Raw genomic sequence first — 25698 nt, 5'->3', positions numbered from 1 at the left:
TCTCCCACCGGGCACCGACACGCGCGCCCCCGACATGCCCGCAGTCCTACCCCGGATCGATGTCGAAGGAGTTCAGCGGCCGGAGCAGCGACCGCTTCTTCTCCACGTGACCGCCCATCCGGTCCAGGATGGACGTCAGTGCCTCGATCGCCTCGACGATGTACGGCCCCTTGTTGAGCATCACGCCCTCCGCGCGGCGGCTCATCGCCGCATCGGTGACCTCCGCACGAGACGGAACGCCCGTCTTCGCCAGCCCGTCGAGCACCTGCGTCGCCCAGATGACCGGGACATGTGCGGCCTCGCACAGCCACAGGATCTCCTCCTGTACCTCGGCGAGCCGACCGAACCCGACCTCGACGGCCAGGTCGCCGCGGGCGATCATCACCCCGACCGCATCCCAGCGCATCGCCTCGAGCAGCATCTGCGGCAGCGACTCGAAGGCCGCCCGGGTCTCGATCTTCAGCACGATCCCCACGTCCGGTGCGCCCCGACGACCCAGCTCGTCGATCAGGTCGGCCACGTCCTCCGGCGACCGGACAAAGGAGCAGTTCACCATGTCCGCGCGCGCTGCCACGAACTCCAGGTCTCGCCGGTCGGCCGCCGTGAGCGCCGGGATGTGCAGCGTCGTGTCCGGTAGGTTGATCCCCTTCTCGGCCCGGAGTTTGGTTCCACCCGGACCGGCACGCTCGACGTCGACCACGATCTCGTCGCCGAGCTTCTCCCGGACGCGCCCGGCGATCTTGCCGTCGTCGAACAGCACCCGATGGCCCGGCATCACATCGTCGAAGGCCTCCCCGAGTTCGCAACCGATCCGATGGGGCCCGATGCGAGTCGCCGGAGCCGGGGTGAGGTCGCGCTGTAACCGGATCTCGTCGCCGGTGCGCACCAGCAGGTGCTGGCGCTTCTCCGGCAGTTCGTCGACGACGAGACTGCGCCGGGAGCGGGCCGCATCCCGACTGGCGTCCTCGGAACCCGCCACACCGATCGGCATGCCCGTCTCGTAGTAGACGGTCCGATCGGTCTCTGCGTCGATACCCGCCTCGGAGACCGAGACCACCTCGAGACGTCGCCGGCGACCGCGGGCGTCACGCAGGACCAGCTGGTCTCCCTCAACGGCGTCGACGAGTGCACCCACCGGGATGACCGCGTCGATCCCGTCGGGCAATCGTGCCCCGGGGTCGAGCGGCGTCGTACCGAGCCGCACCCGTGACCGTCGTTCGACCGTGCCGTTGTCGGCGCGGACGGGTTTCACCTTGATCACCTTCGGCCCCGGTTCGAGCGGTCCGGTACGCAATTTCGGTCCGGCGAGGTCCATGGCCACCCGCACCCGGCCCGGCAGGGACCGGACGGACTCGATCATCCGTGACCACTCGGTCGGACCGTCGTGCGCGCAGTTCACCCGCGCGACGTCCATCCCGGCTGCACCCATGGCGCGGACCAGGTCCGGATCGTCGGCGGCCTGGGTCGGCATCGTGACCATCACGCGGGTGGCCCGCTCGCCGTGCTCGTCCCCGGGTCCGTCGGCGGTCGCGTCGTCACCACCACCGGGGTGTACGCGCCCGAGGAGCCGATCGCGATTGCGGGTCAGGGTTCGCACACCCCCGGCGAGATCACCCCAGATCGGATGCCGGGTACGGCCCTCGGCGAGCGCGTCCACGGTCTCGATGACCGTCTCGATCCACGAATAGACGATCGACTCCATCCGGCCGAGACTCGACAGACCGTGCGCGGACATCGATTCCTGCAGCGGACGAAGGTCGCGGCGTCGGACCGCGACGTAGTGCACGAGGTTGCGGGCGCTGTGCCGGTGCTGATCGGCCACGGCGGCGATGAGCGACTCGGCCTGCAGCTCCGCGCGGTCGAGGTCGTCCCGCAGCTCGTGCAGAGCCGTGGACAGTTCGGGGATCGACATGACGACGGGGATACCCATCCCGCCACGGTGTCAGACCCAGGTGAACGGTCGGGGCGGCGCGACCACGTCTCAGCCGGCGTTGACGATCTTGTCGAGCTTCGGCGGAAGAGTCATCCCACCCGGATACCGGTGCCAGCCCTTCCGGTCGTAGTACTTGGTGCCGAGCAGACCGAGAAGCACACCGACGAGCAGACCGATGAAACACTGGATGATCGACCGGCCGAGGCCTGCCGACAAGTCGGCGTCGAAATACAAGACCGCGCGCACACCGAGATAGATCACATGCATCGGCTCGATCGCGGCGACCCATTCGAAGAATCGCGGACTCGCCTCGAGTGGGAGGGTGCCGCCGGACGACGGCAATCCGAACACCACGAAGAACAGCAGGTTGAACAGCAGACCGGCGTTGCCGAACACCGCCATCATCGCGCTCGCACTCACCCCGACCGCGAAGATGCCGAGCACCGACAGCATCCAGAGCACGAATCCGTTCGGGATCGATGTCCCGACCATCGCGCCGACGGCGATGAACAATGTGGACAACACCACCGCGACGAGGAACATGATCGTCCACTTCGCCGCGAGGGTCGCCCACCGGCTGATCGCGAGCCGCTCGCGCAGCTGATAGAACGGCCCGTATTCCACGGGCGTCTGGCCGAGCATGCCGTCGACGACGATGCTGACCATCATCGCCCCGGTGAACCCCGCCAGGACGAGCAGCAGGGTCAGATAGAACGCCGACAGACCGTTGCCCGCGCCGTTGGGAAGCGGCGTCGGTTCGGAGACCTCGACGGCCACCGGGCTCGCGAGCGCGAGCTGTGCCGCACCGGTGAAGGTGATGTCGTTGCGGTCGAGCTGGGTGCGGACCTGCTCGGTCAGCTGTGCGCCGACCTGATCGTTGACGCGCGTCCGCACCTGGTCGGCGAGGGTGGTGGTGATCGACGACGCGAACGCGCCGGAACCCCGGTTGATGAAGATGTCGATGGTCGGTTTCGCCGGTTCGGCGGTGAGGACCGTGGACCGGCCCAGTGCGACAGCCCGATTCGTGAAGTTCGACCCGACGACGATGACGCCGTAGACCTTGCCGCTGTTCAGCTCGGAGAGGGCGGTCGACCGGTCGGTGCGGCGCACGACGATCCCGTTCTCCGCCGCCGAGGAGATGATGCCCTCGGCGACCTGCTCGCCGAAGTTCTGCTCCGTGGACTGTCCGTCGGCATCCTGCACCTCACCGCCGGCGTCCTCCTGCACCAGCGCGACCGGGAAGTCGTGGAGGTGGCGCTGCGGATCGACGACCGCCGCCATGTACAGCGCGGCCATCAGCGAGAACATCACCGCCACCAGCGCGAGCGGTGCGAGCCAGAATCGGGGCGACCCGAGCACTCCCGCGATCGTGCGTCCCGTCGGCTGGTCGGCATCCGGCGCTTCGTGCGCGCCCCTGCCGAGTGCGTCTCCCGGCTGCTCCGGCGACTCGTGCGTTCCCATCGGCGTACCTCCCCGCAGGCCGCCCCCGTCGGCGTCAGGCCGCCGGGAACACGCTGCTAGAAACCCAATCGACGCAGCTGTTTGGGGTCGCGTTGCCAGTCCTTGGCGACCTTCACATGCAGATCCAGGTACACCTTGGTCCCCAGCAGCCGCTCGATCTGTGCGCGGGCAACTGTACCCACCTCTTTCAGACGCGCGCCCTTGCGTCCGATGATGATGCCCTTCTGGCTGTCACGCTCGACGAACAGCACGGCGTGGACGTCGACCATCGGCGGCAGCTCGGGATCCCGGTCCTCCCGGTCGATGACCTCTTCGATGACGACGGCCAGCGAGTGCGGCAGCTCGTCGTGCACCCCCTCGAGTGCGGCTTCGCGGATGAACTCCGCCATCAGCACCTGCTCGGGTTCGTCGGTGAGTTCACCGTCCGGGTAGAAGGCGGGACCCTCCTCCATGAGGCCGACGAGCACGTCGGACAGCACGTCGAGCTGCTTGCCCGACTTCGCCGACACCGGGACCACCTCCGACTCCGGTCCGAGGACCTCGGAGAGCGCGAGAAGCTGTTTGGCCACCTGCTCCGGACCGACCCGGTCGATCTTGGTGACCACGCCGACGATCGTCGTGCGGGGTGCCATCTCACGGACCTGCGAGATGATCCAGCGGTCGCCCGGCCCGATCGCCTCGTCGGCGGGAATGCAGACACCGATCACGTCGACCTCGGAGTAGGTGTCGCGGACGAGGTCGTTCAGTCGCTGACCCAGCAGCGTGCGCGGTCGGTGCAGACCCGGGGTGTCGACGAGGATCAACTGGGCGTCCGGCCGGTTGACGATCCCGCGGATGGTGTGGCGGGTGGTCTGCGGACGATTCGAGGTGATCGCGATCTTCTCACCGACGAGGGCATTGGTGAGCGTGGACTTACCGGTGTTGGGCCGGCCCACGAAACAGACGAAGCCCGAACGGAACTCAGGCATTCGCGCGCCCGATGCGCCGTTGCGGTGCACCCGCGGTGTCGGTCAGGACCGCGTACGCCTCGGGGCTGAGCTCGTGCAGGGTCGCCAGGCCCGGGTCGTCGGACTCACCGTTCACGACGACCGCCGCCTCGAAGGAGCGGGCCCCACTCGAGATCGCGGACGCCACCGCAACCTGCAGCCCGGTGAGGGTCAGGGTGCGGGTGCGCACGTCGGCTCCGGCATAGGTGCGGCCGTCGCCGTCCCGGACCGCGGCGCCCGACGGCGCCTCGGCGCGCGCCAGCGCGCCCCTGGCGAGCACCACGAGCTTGCGATCCTCGTCGGTGAGGGTCTCGGTCACTGATTCATCCTTGCTCTCGGGTCGTCTGCACTGTCGCGATCGGCGGCGTCGCCCTCCGGGGCGTCGTCGCCGGTGTCTCTCGCCGCTCGCTCGGCCCGCCGCTCGTCCTCGTGGTCACGGCCCGCGGCCCGTTCAGAACGCCCCGCCGAGCGGCTCGAGTGGCCGCGGTGCTCGTCGCGCCGAGACTCCTCCTCCGCGCCGGGGACCCGGGTGACCAGCACCGTGATGATGCGTTGGCGGCCTTGGCGATTGGGCCCGCCCTCGGCCACCAGCTGCAGTCCGTGCGATTCGACACGGGCGCCCGGCAACGGCACACGGCCCAATTCCAGGCCGACGAGTCCGCCGACCGTCTCGACCTCTTCCTCGGCGATCTCGACGTCGAACAGCTCGCCGAGGTCTTCGACGGGCAGTCGTGCCGACACCCGGTAGGACCCGTCGCCGAGGTCGTCGACCGGGGCGAGCTCGTCGGTGTCGTACTCATCGGTGATCTCGCCGACGATCTCCTCGAGAACGTCCTCGATGGTCACGAGGCCGGCGATGCCGCCGTACTCGTCGACGAGCATCGCCATGTGGTTGCGCTCGCGCTGCATGTCGGCGAGGACCCGGTCGAGCGGTTTGGAATCGGGGATGAACTCGGCGTCACGCATCACGTCCACGACTCGGAGCGTCGAGGGGTCGATGCGCTGGGCGACCGTACGGGCCACCAGGTCCTTGAGGTACACGATGCCCAGGACGTCGTCGGTGTTCTCACCGATCACCGGGATCCGCGAATGTCCGGACCGCGTCGCGAGACTCGTGGCCTGCAGCGCGGTCTTGTCGGCCTCGATCCACACCATCTCCGGGCGCGGGACCATCACCTCGCGGGCGCTGGTGTCACCGAGGTCGAACACCGACTGGATCATGCGGCGCTCGTCGGCAGCGACCACACCCGACGCCTCGGCGAGGTCGACGACCTCACGCAACTCGACCTCGGTCGCGAACGGACCGTTGCGGAACCCGCGACCCGGGGTCAGGGCGTTGCCGATCAGGATCAGCAGACGGGTCAGCGGTTTGAGCAGCACTCCCAGCGCGAACAGCAGGTACGACGATGCCAGCGCGATCGTGTAGGCGTGTTGCCGGCCCAGGGTGCGGGGGCCGACGCCGACCGCGACATACGAGACGACGGTCATCGCGGCGATGGCGACCGCCAATCCTCCGCCGACGCCGATGAGTTGGGTCGCGGCGACCGCGACGAGCGCGACGGCCGCGGTCTCGCAGACCACGCGGAGCAGCACCACGAGGCCGAGATAGGTCGCGCGTGCGCCCAAGATGTCCGCCAGGCGGCGCGCACCCGCGCGCCCCTCGCGGACCATGTCGTCGACCCGGGCGTTCGACACGGTCGACACCGCGGTGTCCACCGCCGCGAAGATCCCACCGACCCCGATCAACACGACTGCGGCCACGATGAACCAGTAGTCAGAGGTCACCCTCGGTCCTCCTCGGACCGCGTCGGGGCACCGGGGGCCGGCGTTCCGCCCTCGACACCGGTGAATCCGATGTTCGACAGCAGCCGCGAATCACGGTCGGTCTGCCGTTGCTCCTGCGCACGGCGGTGACGTTCGGCGTAGAACGCGTCGAGGATGCGGTTCTGCAGCCCGAACATCTCGCGCTCCTCCTCCGGTTCGGCGTGGTCGTAGCCGAGCAGGTGGAGTACACCGTGGATGGTCAGCATCGCCAGCTCGTGCTCGAAGGACCGTTTCGCCTCGCGCGCCTGCTTCCGGGCGAAGTCGGGACACAGCACGATGTCACCCAGGATCGCCGGCCCCGGGTCGGTGGCGTCCGGCCGTCCGCCGGGCACGAGTTCGTCCATCGGGAAACTCATCACGTCGGTCGGACCGGGCAGGTCCATCCACTGCACGTGCATGTCCGCCATGGTGTCCTCGTCGACGCACAGCACCGACAGCAGCGCCGCGGGATTGACGTCCATCGCGTTCACCGCGAAGCGCGCGGCATCGATGATCAGCTCGGAGGGAACCTCCACCCCGGATTCGTTCGCGAGTTCGATGCTCATGAGCGACGTCCCTGAGACGCGGCCCGCCGCGCGGCGCGGTTGCCGCCGAGCGCGGTGTTGGGCAGACCTCGCTGCGCCTCCTCGGCCCGTCCGTAGGCGTCGACGATGTCGGCGACCAACCGGTGCCGGACCACGTCCTGGCTGGTGAGCCGCGCGAAGTGGATGTCGTCGATGCCCTCGAGGATCTCCGTCGCCGCCAGCAGCCCGCTCCGGGCACCGCCGGGCAGGTCCATCTGGGTGACGTCGCCGGTGACGACGACCTTGGAACCGAAGCCGAGCCGGGTCAGGAACATCTTCATCTGTTCGCTCGTCGTGTTCTGGGCCTCGTCGAGGATGATGAACGCGTCATTCAGGGTGCGGCCGCGCATGTAGGCCAACGGTGCCACCTCGATGACCCCGGCGGCCATCAGCTTCGGGATCGCGTCCGGGTCCATCATGTCGTGCAGCGCGTCGTACAGCGGACGCAGATACGGGTCGATCTTCTCGCTCAGCGTGCCGGGCAGGAAGCCGAGGCGCTCGCCCGCCTCGACCGCGGGCCGCGTCAAGATGATGCGGTTGACCGACTTGGACTGCAGCGCCTGGACGGCCTTGGCCATCGCGAGGTAGGTCTTGCCGGTACCGGCCGGGCCGACACCGAACACGATGGTGTGGTCGTCGATGGCATCGACGTAGTGCTTCTGGTTGAGCGTCTTCGGCCGGATCGTCTTACCGCGTCGCGACAGGATGTCGAGCGACAGCACGTCGGCAGGCGATTCCTCGGTGCCGTCGGACAACATGGACACGCTGTGCCGGACGAGATCGGGTGTCAGCGGGGTACCCCGGCCGACGAGGTCGACGAGTTCGGCGATGACGCGCTCGGACGCCGCGACCTCGGCGGGTTCACCGGTGAGCGTGACCTGATTGCCGCGGACGTGGATGTCGGCGGGCAGCAGCTGCTCGAGCGTACGCAGGTTGACGTCACTGGCGCCGAGCAGCCCGAACACGACTCCGGGAGAGACTTCGACAGTGGATGTGACCCCAGACCGGCGCGGCTGCGTACGGCTGGATTGCCCGCTCTGGTCGGGGTTGTCGTCACTCACGTATGAAATCACTCCTGGTGTTCTGTTCTGGATGCTGTTCTGTTCTGGCTCGACCCCGGCCCACCGCTCCCGCGGCCCGCAGAGGTGTGGTCAGTGTATCGCGGTGCAACAGCCGATCAGCAGGCAATATTTCCGTCAGATCCCCAGCACCCGGATCGTCTGCCGCGTGCACGCGCTCCGCGGGTCGACGAAGGCGTCGTGCCCTTCGCCGGGGACCGCGACGAACTCCGCGGACTGTCCGCGGGCGATCGCGGCGTCGACGTACCGGCGGCTGGACTCGATCGGGATGAGATCGTCGGTGTCACCGTGTATCGCCACGACGTGGGCGTCGACGACCGGCGCCAGCAGGGGCGAGGCATCTGCGTACCGCCGCGGCGACTCACTGAACGGCCGACCCATGAACGCCCGCACCGACTCTCGGTCGGCGGCTTCGACGGTGTCCAGTACGGCCGCCTGCGCGACGACCGTGGTGATGGTGGCCGTGGCGGTACGTGCGCCGAGCTGTCCGACCGCCCAGACCGCGAGCTGGCCACCGGCCGAGTGCCCGACGACCGCCGTCGAGGAGAAGTCGACGCCGCCCGCCGGGAGCAGGTCACGGACGGACCCGTCGAGGGCGCCGAGTGCATCGATGACATCCCGGCCGGTGTTCGGCCATCCGCCGCCCACTTCACCGACCCGGCGGTACTCGATGTTCCACACCGCCGCCCCGCGCTCGGCGAGCATGCGGGCGATCGCGGTCTGCGTCGTCGAGCCGAATTCGACCGACCAGGAGCCGCCGTGCACCAAGACCACGAGCCGCGCGGGCGCCGCGGCGTCGAAACCGTCGGCGGGCACGTACAGGTGCCCGAACTGCGAAGGCGCCGAGCCGTATTCGACCTTCGTACGACGCACCGAGCGGCGTCCGACGACACTCATCGCGTCCACCGGCGGGTGAGCACCCCGATCGCGCCGAGCGCCACCGCGGCCGCCGTCGACGTGCGCAGGACCTCGGGACCGAGCACGACCGACTGCGCCCCGAGCGCGGTCAGATCGGCGACCTCACCGGCGTCGAGACCACCCTCCGGCCCGACCACGAGCAGGATCTCGGTGGCGTCGGCGAGTGGCAGCTGCGCGAGTGGCTGCGCGGCCTCCTCGTGCAAGACGGCGACGACCCCGCCCGCGGCCACGACGTCCGCGCAGCGGGCACGGACGTCGATGGTGGTCGCGAGGTCGGTGACCTCCGGGATCCACGGACGCCGGCTCTGCTTCGCGGCCGCCGACGCCGCGGCCCGCCATTTGCCGACACCCTTGTCCGCCTTGCCCGTCCATCGCGACACGCACCGCAGTGCCTGCCAGGGCACGATGACATCGACGCCCGCCTCCGTGGCGAGGTCGACCGCGAGCTCGGACCGTTCGGATTTCGGCAACGCCTGCACCAGGGTCACCTGCGGGGTGGGGCGCGCCTCGAACGAGAGGTCGTGGACGGCCGCCACCAGCGTGTCCTTGGCGGTGATCTCCCGGATCTCGCAACCGCCCACCGAACCGGCGCCGTCACCGACCAGGATCCGCTCGCCCACACCGAGCCGGGCGACGGTGACCGCGTGCCGGCCCTCGGGCCCACTCAGGGTCACCTCGGCCCCGGGTGCGGGCACGGAGTCCGCCCAGAACAGCGGTGGACTCACCGCGCACCCGCCGCCCGGGAGGGGCACACCCGCCGAGACCTCATCGCCACGGACACGCCGGGTCTACTTCCCGGCGAACGCGTTGCGCAGCCGCGAGAAGAGGCCACCCGGCGCCGCGGCGGCCGAGGTGTTGACCACCTCGATCTCGTCGGCGGCGACCTTGCGGTACTTCTTGAGCGCCTCGGTCTGCGCCGCGTCGAGTCGGGTCGGTACGACGACGTCGAGGTGGACGTGCATGGTGCCGCGCACTCCGGAACTGACGTGCGGCATGCCCTGACCCCGCAGCTTCACGATCTGCCCGGGTTGGGTTCCGGGTGCGACCGTCACGGTGACCGGGTCCCCGAGAATGGTCTCCACCTCGAACTCGGCGCCGAGCGCCGCGTCGGCCATCGGGACCTTGACCGTGCAGTGCAGGTCGTCCTTGTCGCGCAGGAACACCTCGTGGGGACGCTCGGAGACCTCGACGTACAGGTCGCCCGCGGGACCACCGCCCAGACCGACCTCGCCCTGACCGGTGAGACGCACGCGCATGCCGTTCTCGATTCCGGCCGGGATGCGCACGGTCATCGTGCGTCGCGAACGGTAGCGTCCGTCGCCGCCGCACTTGTGGCACGGGTCCGGGATGACCTCGCCGACGCCGTGGCAGGTCGGGCACTCCCGGACGGTCATGACCTGACCGAGGAACGAGCGCTGCACCGACTGGATCTCGCCGGCGCCCTTACAGATGTCGCAGGTCACCGGCTTGCTGTCACCGTTGGTGCCCGAGCCGGTACACACATCGCACAGGATCGCCGTGTCGACGGTGATCTCCTTGGCGACGCCCTTCGCGCATTCGGCGAGATCGAGGGTGAGGTTCACCAGAGCGGGCTCACCCGGCTGCACCCGCGATTTGGGCCCGCGACCCGAACCGAAGCCGCCACCACCGCCGAAGGCGCCGCCGTTGCCGAAGAACGCCTCGAAGACGTCGCCGAATCCCCCGCCACCGCCGCCGAAACCGCCGAAGCCGCCGGCACCCGCGCCGGCCAGCGGGTCGCCGCCGGCGTCGACGATGCGTCGCTTCTCCGGATCGGTCAGCACCTCGTAGGCCGTGCTGACCTCTTTGAACTCGTCTTCCTTGCCCGGGTTGACGTCGGGGTGCAGCTCGCGGGCCTTCTTGCGGTAGGCGCGCTTGAGCTCCTGATCACTGGCGCCCTGCGCCACACCCAGGATTGCGTAATAGTCACGTGCCACGGTTGTAGTGATCCTTCGGTCTCAGTTGGTGCCTGGCGGCGTGTGCTCTCACGATCGCGCGGGACGTGTGCGGGGCACCGTCCCGACCGCCGATCATCGACGCTGCTTCGTGCGTGCGGGCGGCGGGCCGGGGACAGCGGTCTGCCGGTCAGCGATCACGGGACGTCTGCGGTCATCGTTCGGCGAGCACCTCACCGATGTATTTGGCAACGGCCGCCACCGAGGCGATGGTTCCCGGATAGTCCATTCGTGTGGGGCCGAGCACACCGACGCCGCCGAACACGGTTCCCGATGCACCGTACCCCGTCGACACCACCGAGGTACCACGCAGGTTCTCCGTCCGGGTCTCCTCGCCGATCTGCACCGTGACCTGGCCCATGTCCTGCGTCGTCGCGAGGATCTTGAGCACCACCACCTGCTCCTCCAGGGCCTCCAGGACGGTGTCCATGCCGCCGACGACCGGGGTGAAGTCGGCTGCCGAGCGCGCGAGATTCGACGTTCCGCCCAGCACCAGTCGGTCGTCACCGCGTTCGACGAGGGTCTCGACCAAGACGGTCGCGATGTTGAGGACCGCCCCGCGCAGATCCTCGGGCGCAGAGTTGGCTAGTTCGGCGACCGCCGCCGAGGCGGCTTCGAGCCGTTTGCCGTGGAGAGCGGCGGAGAACAGATCACGCAACCGGGCGATCTCGTCCTCGTCGTGGTCCTCGTTCAGTGCCACCATGCGCTGTTCGACCCGGCCGTTGTCGACGATGACGACCAGCAGCAGACGCGATGGCGAGAGGGTGACGACCTCGAGGTGACGCACGGTCGCGGCCGAGAGCACCGGGTACTGGATGACCGCGACCTGCCGGGTCAGCTGGGCGAGGAGTCGGACCGACCGCCGCAGCACGTCGTCGAGGTCGACGCCGGAGTCGAGCACCGACAGGATGGCGCGACGCTCGGCGGCCGACAGCGGCTTGATCTCGCTGATCCGGTCGACGAACATCCGGTAACCCTTGTCGGTGGGCACCCGGCCGGAGCTGGTGTGCGGCTGGGTGATGTAGCCCTCCGCCTCCAACACCGCCATGTCGTTGCGGACGGTGGCGCTCGACACTCCCAGCTGGTGGCGCTCGACGAGCGCCTTCGAGCCGATCGGTTCCTGCGTGTCGACGTAGTCGGTCACGATCGCACGCAAGATCTCGAAGCGACGATCATCGGTGGTAGACACGCGGTACACCTCCTGACTCGGATCCCTGCCATACAGTTGGGTGCGTTCCATAGTACGAAATGGGATCGCGATCACCGTGCCACGGCGTGGTGTCGTGCACTGACGGTCGACGCATCGTCGAAGGGCAGCAATCGTCGAGGCAGAGGCGTCGGAGGAGTTCGCATGATCTTCAAAGGGGTGCGGGAGGGCAAGCCCTACCCCGACCACGGGTTGTCGACGCGCGGCTGGGCCAAGATCCCGCCGCGACAGTTGCGGCTCGACCAGCTGACGCCGATCACCAAGGTCCTCGCCCTGGACAAACTCCTCAGCGAGGACTCCACGTTCTACGGCGACCTCTTCGCCCACGTCGTGCGGTGGGAGGGCGAGCTCTACCTGGAGGACGGACTGCATCGCGCCGTTCGCTCGGCGTTGCGCAACCGCCACATCATCCACGCGCGCACGCTCGACCTCGACGCCCTGGACCTGGCCGACACGGCCAAGCCGTTGGACGAGCAGCTCGAGGACACCGCCGAGATCCCCGCGCGCCGGCCCCCGAGCGCACCCGACGGGGCGGGCGCGCACCGTCGTGGTCCGCGATCGACGGGCTGGACGAGTCCGCCCCGCCCCGACCAGACCTGGTGACAATCGGCGTGATCCGGGTCAGCCCCAGAGCACGCGACGGATCACCCCGTCGGCGAGCAGCCTTCCCGCATCGGTGAGCACGTAGGCCCCGCTGGTGGCGGTCAACAGACCGTCCGCGCAGAGCTGTTCGGCGTTCGCGGTCTCGGCCTCGTCGAGGAGGTCGCGCGGCAGTCCGCTGCGGCACCTGGTGGTCAACATGACGGCCTCGAGGTGTCGGTCCGCGGGACTCAACTGCTCGGCCGATGCGATCGGCAACACCCCGTCCGCCAACGACTTCGAGTAGCGCGCAGGGTGTTTGGCATTCAGCCAGCGAACGCCGGCGGCGTGGGAATGCGCGCCCGGACCGATGCCCCACCAGTCGTGGCTGTGCCAGTAGGCGATGTTGTGGCGGCACACCGAATCGTCGCCGCGCGCCCAGTTGGACACCTCGTACCAGTCGAGGCCGTCGGCACGCAGGCGCTGGTCGAGGATCTGATAGCGGTCGGCGAGGACGTCGTCGTCGGGCGCCGGCATCTCCCCGCGGCGGATTCGACGCGCGAGCGCGGTGCCGTCCTCGACGATCAGCGCGTAGGCCGACACGTGGTCCACCCCGGCCTCCAGGACGGCGTCGACGGTGGCGTGCAGGTCCGCATCGGTCTCACCGGGCGTGCCGTAGATCAGGTCGAGGTTGACGTGGTCGAATCCGGCGGCCCGTGCCTCCCGGGCGGCAGCGACGGCGCGGCCCGGGGTGTGGGTGCGGTCGAGCAGCCTCAGCACGTGCTCGGCCGCCGACTGCATGCCGAGCGAGATCCGGGTGAATCCGGCTGACCGGAGGTCCGCGAAGAACCCGGGCGAGGTCGACTCCGGGTTCGACTCGGTGGTGATCTCCACGTCGTCGGCCAGGTCGAAGTTCGTCCGCACGGAATCGAGGAGCCGCGTGAGACCGGCACCGCCGAGGAGCGACGGCGTGCCTCCGCCGACGAAGATCGTCGAGACCGGGCGGGCCGGCGTCAGCAATCGTGCCGCGACCTCCAGTTCGCGGGCGACCGCCTCCTGCCACGAGTCCGGCGAAGACGAGGAACCCAGTTCGCCCGCGGTGTAGGTGTTGAAGTCGCAGTAGCCGCACCGGGTCGCGCAGAACGGGACGTGCAGGTAGAGCGCGAGGGGCACGTCGGGGTCGACGCCGCGGCAAGCATCCGCGACCATCCCGGCCGCGGGCGTTGCTGTCTCGACGTTCACCCCTCCATCATGCCGATCGTGGCGGCAAGGGCGGAAATCGTCGACCCCGCCGGGAACAGCGTCGTCGTCGGCGGCGTTGTGCCGCGCAGGCGAGGACCTCCCCCGCCCGGTTTCCATCATCATGATGGAAAATAACCCCAAGTAGACGAGCCGATGCGGAGCGTGGCACTATGGACCGCGTGATTTTCCCCGGGGTGTGGCTCGCCGCTCGACGCCACATTGATCTCAAGCGCGTCAACAGCGCCTTCTGTCGCATCTAGCGACGTCTCGGCCCCGATTTGTCCCCATTTCTCGGGGGATGCCGGCACGTTTCAGCCCGTAATTCGTGCAACGAACGCCGGCCCTGTGTGCCGGCACAGGAGAGTTCATGACGTCCACCACCGACGCCCCCGCCGCTTCCGCCTCGGGTGCACCGAACGACGCTGCCGCCGAATCGGCCACCGCAGCACCGGCCGCCGAGAAGCCCGCGCGGCCGGCTCGCAAGGCCCGTCCGACCAAGCGCCGCGCCGAAGGACAGTGGAAGCTCGGTTACCGTGAGCCGCTGAACCCGAACGAGCAGGTCAAGAAGGACGACAACCCGCTCAACGTCCGCGCTCGCATCGAGAACATCTACTCCAAGCAGGGCTTCGACTCGATCGACAAGCAGGATCTGCGCGGCCGGATGCGCTGGTGGGGTCTCTACACCCAGCGCGCCGAGGGGTACGACGGCACGTGGACCGGCGACGAGAACATCGACATCCTCGAAGACAGCCACTTCATGATGCGCGTGCGCTGCGACGGTGGCGCGCTCAACGTCGAGCAGCTGCGCACCCTCGGTGAGATCTCCACCGAGTTCGCCCGCGACACCGCGGACCTCTCCGACCGTGAGAACGTCCAGTACCACTGGATCCGCATCGAGGACGTCCCGACGATCTGGGAGCGCCTCGAAGGTGTCGGACTCAAGACCACCGAGGCCTGCGGCGACTGCCCGCGCGTCGTGCTCGGCTCGCCGCTCGCCGGCGAATCCCTCGACGAGGTCCTCGACCCCACCCCCGCCATCGACGAGATCGTCCGCCGCTACATCGGCGACCCGAAGTACTCGAACCTGCCGCGCAAGTTCAAGACCGCGATCTCGGGCCAGCAGGACGTGGTGCACGAGATCAACGACGTCGCCTTCGTCGGCGTCGTCCATCCCGAGCACGGCCCCGGCCTCGACCTCTGGGTCGGCGGCGGACTCTCCACAAACCCGATGCTCGCCCAGCGCGTGGGCGCCTGGGTCCCGCTCGACGAGGTGCCCGACGTGTGGGAGGCCGTGGTCTCGATCTTCCGCGACTACGGCTACCGACGGCTGCGCGCCAAGGCCCGGCTGAAGTTCCTCATCAAGGACTGGGGCATCGAGAAGTTCCGTCAGGTACTCGAGGACGAGTACCTGGGCCGCAAGCTGATCGACGGCCCGGCCCCAGAGCAACCCGAGCGACCGATCGACCACATCGGTGTGCAGAAGCTGCGCAACGGACTCAACGCGATCGGCTTCTCCCCCATCGCCGGACGCGTCTCGGGCACGATCCTGACCAAGGCCGCGGCGGCCGTCGCCGCGGCGGGGTCCGACCGGGTCCGGTTCACCCCGTACCAGAAGCTCATCGTCCTCGACGTCCCCGACGACAAGGTCGACTGGCTGATCGACGAGCTCAAGCCGCTCGGCCTGCACGGCCGGCCCACGCGGTGGCGCCGGAATCTCCTGGCGTGCAGCGGTATCGAGTTCTGCAAGCTCTCGTTCACCGAGACCCGCAAGCGGTCGCAGGTCCTCGCGCCGGAGCTCGACGAGCGGCTCGCCGACATCAACTCGAAGCTCGACGTGCCGATCACGGTGAACATCAACGGGTGCCCCAACTCGTGCGGACGGTCCCAGATCGCCGACATCGGTTTCAAGGGACAGCTCGTCGAGGACGCCGACGGCAATCAGACCGACGGCTTCCAGGTCCACCTGGGCGGCAGCCTCGGACTGGATTCGGGTTTCGGTCGCAAGTTGCGCCAGCACAAGGTGCTGGGCACCGAATTGGGCGATTACATCGAGCGCGTGGTCCGCAACTTCGTCGACCAGCGCACCGAAGGTGAACGGTTCGCGCAGTGGGCCGTTCGTGCCGACGAGGAGGCACTGCGATGACCATCGAGACGACCCCCCGGACCGGGCGGCGCTTCAGCGAGGAGCAACTGCGCGACATCGCCGAGAAGGGCGCCGCGGACCTCGGTTCCGACGCCACTCCCGAAGAGCTGATCCGCTGGACCGCGCAGACCTTCGGCACCAATTTCGTCGTCGCGTCGAACATGCAGGACGCGGCGCTCGTCGATCTCTCGGTGAAGCACATCGATCGCGATCTCCTCGACGGCGACCCGGTCAAGGTGCTGTTCCTCGACACCGGATATCACTTCGCCGAGACCATCGGCACCCGTGACGCCGTCGAGCAGGTGTACGGCGTGGAGATGGTGAACCTGACGCCCGAGCACAGCGTCGCCGAGCAGGATGAGCTGTTGGGGCGCAATCTCTTCGCGCGCGACCCGGGCGAATGCTGCCGGCTGCGGAAGGTCGTGCCGCTCAAGGCCGGACTCGCCGGCTACGACGCGTGGATCACGGGCATCCGTCGCGTGGAGGCACCGACACGGGCGAACGCCCCGCTCATCTCCTTCGACGAGGGCTTCGGGCTGGTCAAGATCAATCCGATCGCGGCTTGGTCCGACGAGACGATGCAGGACTACATCGACACCAACGGCGTGCTGGTGAATCCGCTCGTCGACGAGGGCTACCCCTCCATCGGGTGCGCACCGTGCACCGCCAAACCCGAACCCGGATCCGATCCGCGCAGCGGCCGCTGGGCCGGACGCGCCAAGACAGAATGTGGGCTGCACGCATGACCGTGACCGAAACACCGTCCGTTCCGGAGACGCCCGGCGTCGCCGCCGCGGCCCCGACGAGCGGCGCCGCCGCGGAGGCCGACGAGTTCACCACACTCGACGCCCTGGAGTCCGAGGCGATCCACATCTTCCGGGAGGTCGCGGGCGAGTTCGAACGTCCGGTGATCCTGTTCTCCGGCGGCAAGGACTCCACCGTTCTCCTGCACGTCGCGTTGAAGGCGTTCTGGCCTGCGCCGCTGCCCTTCTCGTTGCTGCATGTCGACACCGGGCACAACCTGCCCGAGGTGCTCGAGTTCCGCGATCAGGTCGTCGAGCGGCACAACCTGCGGCTGCACGTCGCCAAGGTCGAGGACTACCTGGCCGACGGCCGCCTCACCGAGCGTCCCGATGGTGTGCGCAACCCCTTGCAGACCATTCCCCTCCTCGACGCCATCACCGAGAACCGTTTCGACGCGGTGTTCGGCGGCGGTCGCCGCGACGAGGAGCGATCGCGCGCCAAGGAGCGGATCTTCTCGCTGCGCAATGCCTTCGGCCAGTGGGACCCGAAGCGTCAGCGTCCCGAGCTGTGGAACCTCTACAACGGTCGCCACGCCCCGGGTGAACACGTGCGGGTGTTCCCGCTGTCTAACTGGACCGAACTCGACATCTGGCGCTACATCGCCCGCGAGCAGGTCCTCCTCCCGTCGATCTACTACGCCCACGAGCGCGAGGTCTACCAGCGTGACGGCATGTGGATGACCTCGGGAGTCTGGGGCGGCCCGCGCGAAGGTGAAGAGCTCCAACGCCTGTCGGTGCGCTACCGCACCGTCGGGGACGGCTCGTCGACCGGTGCGGTGCTCTCCGACGCCGCCGACAACGAGGCCGTACTCGCCGAGGTCGCCGCATCGCGGCTGACCGAGCGCGGCGCCACCCGTGGCGACGACCGGGTCTCCGAGGCCGCCATGGAAGACCGCAAGCGCGAAGGATATTTCTGATGAAACACGCCCCTGATCTCCTCCGCATCGCGACCGCGGGCAGCGTCGACGACGGCAAGTCGACGCTTGTCGGCCGACTGCTGTACGACACGAAATCCGTTCTGGCCGACCAGATCGACGCGGTCACCAAGGCCTCGGTGGACCGCGGACTCGACACCCCGGACCTGTCGCTGCTCGTCGACGGGTTGCGCGCCGAGCGCGAGCAGGGCATCACCATCGATGTCGCCTACCGCTACTTCGCCACGCCCGCGCGCTCGTTCGTGCTCGCCGACACCCCGGGCCATGTGCAGTACACCCGCAACACCGTGTCCGGGGCCTCCACCGCGCAGCTGGTGATCCTGCTCGTAGACGCCCGCACCGGCGTCGTCGCCCAGACCCGCCGCCACGCCGCGGTGATGGCTCTCCTCGGTGTCCCGCAGCTGGTGCTGGCCGTGAACAAGATCGATCTCGTCGCCGATCAGGCGTCGGTGTTCGCCGAGATCTCCGCCGAGTTCGCCGAACTCACCCGGTCGCTGGGCTGGTCGGACGAGCAGGTCACCGCGATCCCGGTGTCGGCGTTGCACGGCGACAACGTCGCGAACCGTTCCGATACCACCAGCTTCTACGACGGGCCGACCCTCATCGAGCACCTCGAGACCGTGCCCAACCTGGTGGAGCGCAACGAGGTGGGCCTGCGCTTCCCCGTGCAGTACGTCATCCGTCCGCGCACGCCGGAGCACCCCGACTATCGCGGCTACGCGGGCCAGATCGCCGCCGGTCGGGTCTCCGTCGGCGACGAGGTGGTCGTCCTGCCGTCGGGGCAGCGGACCACCGTCAGCCAGATCGACACCGCCGACGGCGGACTGCCCACCGCACACACCGGACGCAGCGTCACGATCCTGCTGGCAGACGACGTCGACATCTCCCGCGGCGATGTGATCGCAGCCGCCGCCGATGCCCCGGAACCGTTGCAGCAGTTCACCGCAACGGTGTGCTGGCTCGCCGAGAAGCCGTTGCGTCCGGGCGCGCGCCTGCTCCTCAAGCACGGCACCAAGACCACCCAGGCCATCGTCGGCGCACTCGACGCGCTGTTCGACGAGCAGAACCTGGCCCTGGTGGAGGCTCCGGAATCGGTGGAGCTGAACCAGATCGTGCGGATCTCGGTGCAGACCGCCGAGCCGATCCCGGCCGACGACTACCAGGTGAACCGCGAGTCGGGAAGCTTCCTGCTCATCGACCCGCAGGGCGGCAACACGCTGGCCGCCGGGCTCGTCGGCGACGCATTGGCTCCGTTGCACCTCAAAGAGCTGGTGTGACACCGAGTCTCGTCCTCGTCGCACACGGCAGTCGCGACCCGCGCTTCGGCGCGACCGCGCGCCGTGTGCGCGACGCCGTCGCCTCGAGCCTGCCCGGCGTCGACGTGGTGCTCTCCTACCTCGACCTCGACGAGCCACCGGTCGGGGATGTGCTCAGCCACATTGCCGCCGATCCGGTCGTCGTGCCGATGCTGCTCGCGGCGGGATACCACCACAAGGTCGACCTCCCGTCGATCATCGCGTCGTGCCGCCCGACGGCGCGACAGACCGACGTCATGGGCACCCGCTCGTTGACGGGCGCGCTGACCGATCGTCTGCTCGAGGCCGGCCTGGGACCGCGCGACGGGGTCATCCTGTCCGCGGTCGGGTCGTCTGACCCCGACGCCGATCGGTCGGTGCGTCTGCGCGCGATCGAGCTCTCGACTCGACTGCACCGGCCCGTCGAGGTGGTCTTCGCGACCAAACTGGGCGCGGGACAGCGTGCGGTGGCCACTGCTGTGCGACGGTTGCGCGCCGGCGGCGCCGACCGGATCGCCCTCAGTCCGTATTTCCTGTCGGCCGGACTGCTCACCGAGCGGGTCGAGTCGGCGCTCGACGCCCTGGTCGACAACACACTTGTCGCCGGCCCGCTCGGCACTCACCCAGAAGTCGTCGACGCGATCGGCTCGCTCTACCGCGCGGCCGTCGACCGACGCGCGGTGCCCGCCGGACACTGACTGTCCGCTCGCCGAAGAACGCAAGCGACGACCCTCTCGGCTCCCTGAGGTACGCGAGCGACGCCCCCCTGCTTGAAGGTCCAAGGAGCGCAGCGACGCCCCCTCTGCTCCCTGAGGTGCGAGGAGCGCAAGCGACGCCCCCTCTGCTCCCTGAGGTGCGAGGAGCGCAAGCGACGCCCCCTCTGCTCCCTGAGGTGCGAGGAGCGCAAGCGACGAGCCACGAAGGGCCCGGCGAGGATCAGCCCGTGATGAGCCACGCGATCACGACGAGGATCAGCAACGCCAGCAGCGCGAAGGTGACCGGCGAACGCAGTATCTTCTTCACAATCCGGTCCCATCGTCGTCGGCGAAGCGGCGTCGGTCGACCAGCGTGGCAGCGGCGTCGACCAGCAGGCTGAGTACATAGGCGATGAGGATCGCCACCGGGATGACGACGGCGACCGTCACGAGCAACTGGGGCACGAAGGACAGGCCTGTGAGCCACTCCTCCACGCTGTCCCACCAGGCGAAGAACGCCGACACCTCATCACCCCGTCATCCGAGTTCTCGATCGCGAACAGCAATCCGCCTGCCCGCTGCGCTGCGGTTTCGCAGTCCGTGATCACTGCCACCGCCCGGCTGCCGTGAGCCGAGTGGCGTCGGCGATCGCCCGTCGCAATGATAGGACCCATGTCTGTCGCAGATGACTCCACCGTAACGTCCCTGCCGACCGCGTCGCCGCGGGCATCCGGCACTGCGGCCGACGCCCACGTCACGCCGGTCACTCCCCCGACGCCGTCGCACACGAGCGCGTTCCCACCCATCGGCGACTACGCGTTCCTCTCCGACACCGAGACGAACTGTCTCATCGCCCGCAACGGCTCGGTGGAGTGGATGTGCGTTCCCCGTCCCGATTCGCCCAGCGTCTTCGGTGCGATCCTCGACCGCAGCGCAGGTCACTTCCGCCTCGCGCCCTACGGGGTGAACGTCCCGGTGGATCGGCGCTATCTGCCCGGCAGCCTGATGGTCGAGACGACCTGGCAGACCGACACCGGTTGGATCATCATCCGTGACGCGTTGGTCATGGGTCCGTGGCACGACAACGAACGTCGCTCGAAGACGCACCGCCGGACGCCCACCGATTGGGACGCCGAGCACATCCTGTTGCGCACCGTGCGCTGCGTGTCCGGCACCGTCGAACTGCACATGAGTTGCGAACCGGCCTTCGACTACCACCGTGGGACCACGAAGTGGGAGTACTCCGGCCCGGCCTACGGCGAGGCGATCGCGACCGCCAAGGACACCGATGCCGACACGCCCACCCTCAAACTCACCACGGACCTCCGCCTGGGTCTGGAGGGTCGCGAAGCGCGGGCACGCACCCGGCTCGTCGAGGGCGACAACCGCTTCGTCGCGCTCAGCTGGTCCCGGCAGCCGGCGCCGCAGAACTTCGAAGAAGCCGCCCAGAAGATGTGGGCGACAAGCGAGTCGTGGCGCCAATGGATCAACATCGGCAGCTTCCCCGATCACCCGTGGCGCTCCCATCTGCAGCGTTCGGCGCTCACGCTGAAGGGACTCACCTACTCCCCGACCGGCGCGCTGCTGGCCGCCGCGACCACGTCGCTGCCGGAAACGCCTCAGGGCGAACGCAACTGGGACTACCGCTACGCGTGGGTGCGCGACTCCACCTTCGCCCTGTGGGGCCTGTACACGCTCGGCCTCGATCGGGAGGCCGACGACTTCTTCTCGTTCATCGCCGACGTCTCGGGCATCACCAACGGCGAACGCCATCCGCTGCAGGTGATGTACGGCGTCGGCGGCGAGCGCACCCTCGAAGAGGAAGAGCTGACCCATCTCTCCGGATACGACGGCGCCCGGCCGGTCCGCATCGGCAACGGCGCGTACAACCAGGCGCAGCATGACATCTGGGGCACGATGCTCGACTCGGTGTACCTGAACATCAAGTCACACGAGGCGGTGCCGGAGACGCTGTGGCCGGTGTTGAAGGCACAGGTCGAGGAGGCCATCGAGCACTGGAAGGAACCCGACCGCGGAATCTGGGAGGTGCGCGGGGAGCCGCAGCACTTCACGTCGTCGAAGGTGATGTGCTGGGTCGCCCTCGATCGCGGGTCGCGTCTGGCGACCATGCACGGCGAGCAGGCCCACGCGAGTAAGTGGGCGGCGATCGCCGAAGAGATCCGTGCCGACATCCTCGAACACGGCGTCAACGAACGCGGGGTGTTCACCCAGCGCTACGGCGACGACGCGCTCGACGCCTCGTTGCTGCTCGTCCCGCTCCTGCGGTTTCTCCCGCCGGACGACCATCGGGTGCGCGCAACGGTTCTCGCGATCGCCGACGAACTGACCGAGAACGAACTGGTGTTGCGCTACCGGGTCGAGGAGACCGACGACGGTCTCAGCGGCGAGGAGGGCACGTTCACGATCTGTTCGTTCTGGCTGGTCTCGGCGCTCGTCGAGATCGGCGAACTCCCACGGGCGAAGACGCTGTGCGAGCGCCTGCTCTCCTACTCGAGCCCGCTGAAGTTGTACGCCGAGGAGATCGACGCAAAGACGGGACAACACCTGGGCAACTTCCCCCAGGCGTTCACCCACCTCGCACTGATCAATGCGGTGATGCACGTGATCCGCGCCGAGGAGGCGGCCCACCAGGCCACCTTCCAGCCGGCGAATCACTGAGCGAGGCCACCGTTCCGGCGTCCCTGTCGGCTCGAGCCGGCAGGGACGTCTGCGCTTCGGTTGCCCAAGTCAGACTGTCGTGGCTCCCAATGCGAGCATGTCGGCGACCATGGGCTGATGGGACAGCAGGCCCGCGTCGACCTTGACCTCCTGGCCGTTGATGCCGGCGGCGTCATCGGAGGCGAGGAATGCGAATACCTTCGCCTGTTGCTCAGGGGTGGGCATCTCGGGGTTCAGGTTCTGACGGCGGAAGATGTTCTTGATCTCCTCGGGAAGCTGCTGGGCAGGGGGTGAGGACGTGGTTCCCGGGCTGACTGCGTTGCAGCGCACGCCTTCTCGGCCGTACTGGGTGGCGAGGAACTTGGTGAGCGCGATGACACCGGCCTTCGAGGCACCATATCCGCTGAGACTGGTGTCGCCTGCAGACCCGTGCGTGGATGCCGTGTTGACAATCGCTCCACCGGCTTTGCGCAGGTACGGCAGGGTGTGCTTGCTCAACAGCATCACACTTCGCAGATTCACGGCGAGGACGTCGTCCCAGGCTTCCACCGTCATCGTGGCGACGTCGCCGTCCTCAGCCGGAAAGATGCCCGCGATGTTGATGACGATCGTGGGTTCGCCGAGCTGCTCGACAGTGGCATCCACCAACCGCTTGACCTGTGATTCGTGGCGCACATCGGTTTCGATCGCGATTGCCACCTGCCTCCCGTGGCGTTGATTGAGCTGGTCGGCCAGCGCCTGCGCCCCGGCGATGTTGATGTCGGCCAGCGCGACGAGTGCTCCCCCTGCGGCCAGTTCGGTGGCTGTCGCGCCACCGATGTTGAGGCCGCCGGGCTCGACACTCGTCGCGCCGGTCACGATGGCCACTTTGTTCTCGAAGTCGGGCATCTCTGTGTCTTCCTTTTTTCAGATCATCATCGGGTTGGTCGCAGTGTCGTCTTGTCAACGTGCCGTCGGCTCACGGCGGCCGCGATGTCGAAGGCGCCGCTTCCGCGCGCCGCAGCACGTCGCCGATGAACACCCCGATCTCGGCCACCCCTTCGCGAGCGCGCGGCAGGATGTCGGTGGAGAGCGTCCAGGCGTGGAAGGTCTCGGAGTACACCGAGAGCACGCTGGACCCGTTGCTCGCCTGTACATTTCGATGAAGGCGCACCGCGTCGTCGAGCAGGATCTCGGATTCGCTGGCGAGGACGAGGATCGGTGGTAACCCCCGCAAGTCGGCGAATACCGGAGAGGCAAGCGGGTTCTCGGCGTCGGCGTCACGGATGTACGCGGCTCTCAGGTCGCGCAGCGAACGCTCGGTGATGACCGGGTCGGTGTGTCTGTTGTTCGCGATGCTCTCGCCGGAGGCGGTGAAATCGGCGAGCGGGGACACGACCGCGGCTGCCGCCGGCAGTTCGGCACCGCGATCCCGCGCGTGGATCAGCACCGCCACCGTGAGTCCACCGCCCGCCGAATCGCCACCGATCACCGTCCGTTCGGCGCCGAACTCGGCGATCACCGCATCGACGACCGACGCCGCATCGTCGACCGCGGCGGGAAACGGGTGTTCGGGAGCGAGGCGGTAGTCAGGGACGATGACCGGCGCCCCGGTCGACCTCGACAGCGCCGCGGCGGCGTGCTGATACCCACGCGCACTGCCCATCACGTATCCGCCACCGTGGAACCACACGAGCACACGGTTGTCGGCCACCGCCCCGGCTCGCACCCGCACTGCCGGCACGCCGCCGACGATGACGTCGGTCACCGAGACATCGTCATCCACAACGGCGTCGAGCATCATCGTGTCGAGGTCGCGCCGCAGATCGTCGAGTCGAGCCCGCCGGTTTCCCAGCACCGCGGCCAGGCGATCGCGGGCTCGGACGAGAAGGTCATCGTCCCCTGCCCCGGTCATGCGCGCTTGACGCCGTTCGTCGTACCGGCCGGCGGCAAGGCCGCGTGGGTACCGAAACTGCGCGCGTGATAGGTCAGCGGTGCGATCGTCTCGCTGGCCACGTCGACGACCCGGCCGAACACGACGATGTGGTCGGCGACCTCCGCTGTGTGCATGACCTCGGCGGCAAGCCAATGCGGCACGTCGGCGATGCGCGGTACGCCCGCATCGACTCGCCACGACACCCCGTCGAACTTGTCCGCGCCCTTCCGGGCGAACTGTCCGGCGAGCCTCGACTGCGTGCTGCCCAGGACGTTCATCCCGAAGACCCCGGCGTCCAGCACCAGACCGAGCAGTTCAGACCCTCGATCGAGTGAGACCAGAAGCGACGGAGGCGTCATCGACAACGACGCGAAGGCACTCACTGTCGTGCCGTGTGGACGCTGTCCGTCCATGGCCGTCACCACCGCCACCGGCGTACACACCGTGGCCATGGCGTCGCGGAATCTGGCGGTCAGGTCATCGACCTGCTGAGCGATCATCCCTGGGTCCTTTCTCGTCGTGCAGCGGTCACACCGAGAGGTTCTTCCGAAGGAACGCGCCGGCTTCGTCAGCTGCCTGGATTCCTTCGGGCAGAATCGACGAGAAGAGGGGCCACACGTGAACCATGTCGTCGTACAGCGACACCGACGCCGATCCACCGGCTTCGACGATCTTTGCCGCCGCTCGGCGCGAATCATCGCGCAGAACCTCACCTGATCCGACCATGAACAAGGCCGGGGGCAGGTCCTTCAGCTCCGCGAACAGCGGAGATGCCTGCGGGTCGGCGGGATCGTGACCCTGCAGATATGCCTCGCTCACATTGCCGATCGAACCCCGGGACACAGCGATGTCCTTGCCGTCGAATTCGTCGATACTGTCGCCGCTTGCTGTCAGGTCGAGCAGCGGCGAGATGAACACCGCAGCGGCGGGCAGGTTTTCACCCTTGTCACGGAGGGCGACCAGCGCGCCGAGCACCAGCCCGCCGCCGGCCGAATCGCCGCCGACCGCGACATTGTGCGCACCATGACGTTCGACGAGCGCGCTGATCACCGCAACCGTGTCGTCCGAGGCTGCCGGGAACGGATGCTCGGGCGCCCGCCGGAAGTCGGCGAGTATCGCCGTCACCCCCGAGGCCCGCGACAGGTTGTGTCCGAGCTCCTGGAAGCCGCGGGCGCTGCCCATGATGTTGCCGCCACCATGGAACCAGACGAGGACCTTGTCCTCCACCGCCCCCTCCGCCGCGACGCGCAGCACGGGAACTCCGCCGACCTCGTCCTCGGACGGTTCGACACCCTCGGGCAGTGCGAATTGCAGGAACAGTCGGTCGTAGGCCTCGCGTAGGTCGTCGACCGTCGCTGTCGCGGGGTCGGGGAAGCCCTCGAGGTACATCTTCTCAACGCGTTCGAGCGCAGGTGTCCTGGCCATGATTCCTCCGAATGAAATTGGTTCCGAATGAAATTGGTTCCGA

General features: G+C 68.4%; 24 protein-coding genes. 7 read left to right on the top strand and 17 right to left on the bottom strand.

All coding sequences use genetic code 11. The features are described 5' to 3' along the window. Positions 1-46 precede the first annotated feature (46 nt). From AB4Z55_RS11685 to hrcA, 11 genes are all read right to left on the bottom strand, one after another. On the bottom strand, positions 47-1930 hold the full coding sequence (locus tag AB4Z55_RS11685) for a pyruvate kinase (RefSeq protein ID WP_369519752.1): 1884 nt from the start codon (positions 1928-1930) through the stop codon (positions 47-49). A gap of 51 nt (positions 1931-1981) precedes the next feature. Next, a complete protein-coding gene (locus tag AB4Z55_RS11680) occupies positions 1982-3394 on the bottom strand; it encodes a DUF3533 domain-containing protein (RefSeq protein ID WP_354562081.1) in 1413 nt (470 codons plus the stop codon). Positions 3395-3450: 56 nt separating this feature from the next. Further along, positions 3451-4362 carry a GTPase Era gene (era, locus tag AB4Z55_RS11675; RefSeq protein WP_004023015.1) on the bottom strand — a complete coding sequence of 304 codons (912 nt, stop codon included), beginning with the start codon at positions 4360-4362 and terminating at the stop codon, positions 3451-3453. Further along, on the bottom strand, positions 4355-4699 hold the full coding sequence (locus AB4Z55_RS11670; protein ID WP_248643016.1) for a cytidine deaminase: 345 nt from the start codon (positions 4697-4699) through the stop codon (positions 4355-4357). The genes era and AB4Z55_RS11670 overlap by 8 nt, the downstream gene beginning before the upstream one ends. Continuing rightward, positions 4696-6165, bottom strand: a complete 1470-nt coding sequence (locus AB4Z55_RS11665) for a hemolysin family protein (RefSeq protein ID WP_004023018.1) — start codon at positions 6163-6165, stop codon at positions 4696-4698. Before AB4Z55_RS11665 ends, AB4Z55_RS11670 begins: the two co-directional genes overlap by 4 nt. Next, entirely contained in the window at positions 6162-6749 is a 588-nt protein-coding gene (ybeY, locus tag AB4Z55_RS11660; RefSeq protein ID WP_369519751.1) for an rRNA maturation RNase YbeY, read from the bottom strand. The genes AB4Z55_RS11665 and ybeY overlap by 4 nt, the downstream gene beginning before the upstream one ends. Continuing rightward, positions 6746-7828, bottom strand: coding sequence for a PhoH family protein (locus AB4Z55_RS11655; RefSeq protein WP_004023020.1), 1083 nt, complete (start codon positions 7826-7828; stop codon positions 6746-6748). Before AB4Z55_RS11655 ends, ybeY begins: the two co-directional genes overlap by 4 nt. A 135-nt stretch (positions 7829-7963) precedes the next feature. Next, a complete protein-coding gene (locus AB4Z55_RS11650) occupies positions 7964-8743 on the bottom strand; it encodes an alpha/beta hydrolase family protein (RefSeq protein ID WP_369519750.1) in 780 nt (259 codons plus the stop codon). Further along, positions 8740-9489: a 16S rRNA (uracil(1498)-N(3))-methyltransferase gene (locus AB4Z55_RS11645; protein WP_369519749.1), complete on the bottom strand. Its 750-nt coding sequence runs from the start codon at positions 9487-9489 to the stop codon at positions 8740-8742. Before AB4Z55_RS11645 ends, AB4Z55_RS11650 begins: the two co-directional genes overlap by 4 nt. 63 nt (positions 9490-9552) lie before the next feature. Further along, on the bottom strand, positions 9553-10719 hold the full coding sequence (gene dnaJ, locus AB4Z55_RS11640; RefSeq protein ID WP_101819376.1) for a molecular chaperone DnaJ: 1167 nt from the start codon (positions 10717-10719) through the stop codon (positions 9553-9555). A 172-nt stretch (positions 10720-10891) separates the two neighbouring features. Then, positions 10892-11926, bottom strand: coding sequence for a heat-inducible transcriptional repressor HrcA (gene hrcA / locus AB4Z55_RS11635; protein WP_010841232.1), 1035 nt, complete (start codon positions 11924-11926; stop codon positions 10892-10894). Positions 11927-12088: 162 nt separating this feature from the next. On the opposite strand from hrcA, the gene AB4Z55_RS11630 reads away from it, so the two are divergent. Further along, a complete protein-coding gene (locus AB4Z55_RS11630) occupies positions 12089-12547 on the top strand; it encodes a type II toxin-antitoxin system VapB family antitoxin (RefSeq protein WP_004023027.1) in 459 nt (152 codons plus the stop codon). An 18-nt stretch (positions 12548-12565) separates the two neighbouring features. Here the strand turns inward: AB4Z55_RS11630 and hemW are convergent, their stop codons facing one another. After that, positions 12566-13732, bottom strand: coding sequence for a radical SAM family heme chaperone HemW (gene hemW, locus AB4Z55_RS11625; protein ID WP_051987151.1), 1167 nt, complete (start codon positions 13730-13732; stop codon positions 12566-12568). Between the two features lie 400 nt (positions 13733-14132). On the opposite strand from hemW, the gene AB4Z55_RS11620 reads away from it, so the two are divergent. Genes AB4Z55_RS11620 through AB4Z55_RS11600 form a run of 5 tightly spaced genes read left to right on the top strand, consistent with a single transcriptional unit; the run spans position 14133 to position 19639 of the window. Continuing rightward, positions 14133-15908 carry a nitrite/sulfite reductase gene (locus AB4Z55_RS11620; RefSeq protein WP_064570616.1) on the top strand — a complete coding sequence of 592 codons (1776 nt, stop codon included), beginning with the start codon at positions 14133-14135 and terminating at the stop codon, positions 15906-15908. Continuing rightward, positions 15905-16654, top strand: a complete 750-nt coding sequence (locus tag AB4Z55_RS11615; RefSeq protein WP_004023031.1) for a phosphoadenylyl-sulfate reductase — start codon at positions 15905-15907, stop codon at positions 16652-16654. Before AB4Z55_RS11620 ends, AB4Z55_RS11615 begins: the two co-directional genes overlap by 4 nt. Further along, a complete protein-coding gene (cysD, locus tag AB4Z55_RS11610) occupies positions 16651-17628 on the top strand; it encodes a sulfate adenylyltransferase subunit CysD (protein ID WP_369519748.1) in 978 nt (325 codons plus the stop codon). Before AB4Z55_RS11615 ends, cysD begins: the two co-directional genes overlap by 4 nt. Beyond that, entirely contained in the window at positions 17628-18923 is a 1296-nt protein-coding gene (locus AB4Z55_RS11605; RefSeq protein ID WP_369519747.1) for a sulfate adenylyltransferase subunit 1, read from the top strand. Before cysD ends, AB4Z55_RS11605 begins: the two co-directional genes overlap by 1 nt. Continuing rightward, positions 18920-19639 carry a sirohydrochlorin chelatase gene (locus AB4Z55_RS11600; protein WP_369519746.1) on the top strand — a complete coding sequence of 240 codons (720 nt, stop codon included), beginning with the start codon at positions 18920-18922 and terminating at the stop codon, positions 19637-19639. The genes AB4Z55_RS11605 and AB4Z55_RS11600 overlap by 4 nt, the downstream gene beginning before the upstream one ends. A gap of 321 nt (positions 19640-19960) precedes the next feature. Here the strand turns inward: AB4Z55_RS11600 and AB4Z55_RS11595 are convergent, their stop codons facing one another. Continuing rightward, positions 19961-20161: a hypothetical protein gene (locus AB4Z55_RS11595; RefSeq protein WP_004023035.1), complete on the bottom strand. Its 201-nt coding sequence runs from the start codon at positions 20159-20161 to the stop codon at positions 19961-19963. Positions 20162-20308: 147 nt separating this feature from the next. On the opposite strand from AB4Z55_RS11595, the gene AB4Z55_RS11590 reads away from it, so the two are divergent. Next, positions 20309-22315 carry a glycoside hydrolase family 15 protein gene (locus tag AB4Z55_RS11590; RefSeq protein WP_369519745.1) on the top strand — a complete coding sequence of 669 codons (2007 nt, stop codon included), beginning with the start codon at positions 20309-20311 and terminating at the stop codon, positions 22313-22315. 69 nt (positions 22316-22384) lie between these two features. Here the strand turns inward: AB4Z55_RS11590 and AB4Z55_RS11585 are convergent, their stop codons facing one another. The 4 genes from AB4Z55_RS11585 to AB4Z55_RS11570 all read right to left on the bottom strand — a co-directional run bounded on the left by AB4Z55_RS11585 (position 22385) and on the right by AB4Z55_RS11570 (position 25655). Further along, complete coding sequence (locus AB4Z55_RS11585; RefSeq protein ID WP_369519744.1) at positions 22385-23203, bottom strand: SDR family NAD(P)-dependent oxidoreductase; 819 nt, start codon at positions 23201-23203, stop codon at positions 22385-22387. A gap of 70 nt (positions 23204-23273) precedes the next feature. Next, the gene (locus tag AB4Z55_RS11580) at positions 23274-24209 is read right to left on the bottom strand and encodes an alpha/beta hydrolase (RefSeq protein ID WP_248643020.1); all 936 of its coding nucleotides are present in this window, start codon (positions 24207-24209) and stop codon (positions 23274-23276) included. Next, on the bottom strand, positions 24206-24730 hold the full coding sequence (locus AB4Z55_RS11575) for a flavin reductase family protein (RefSeq protein ID WP_004023040.1): 525 nt from the start codon (positions 24728-24730) through the stop codon (positions 24206-24208). The genes AB4Z55_RS11580 and AB4Z55_RS11575 overlap by 4 nt, the downstream gene beginning before the upstream one ends. Before the next feature lie 28 nt (positions 24731-24758). Further along, complete coding sequence (locus AB4Z55_RS11570; protein WP_239402485.1) at positions 24759-25655, bottom strand: alpha/beta hydrolase; 897 nt, start codon at positions 25653-25655, stop codon at positions 24759-24761. Between the last annotated feature and the right edge of the window lie 43 nt (positions 25656-25698).

Source organism: Gordonia sp. ABKF26, assembly GCF_041103195.1.
GTDB lineage: Bacteria > Actinomycetota > Actinomycetes > Mycobacteriales > Mycobacteriaceae > Gordonia > Gordonia terrae.
This window is presented reverse-complemented; position numbering and strand designations above follow the sequence as displayed.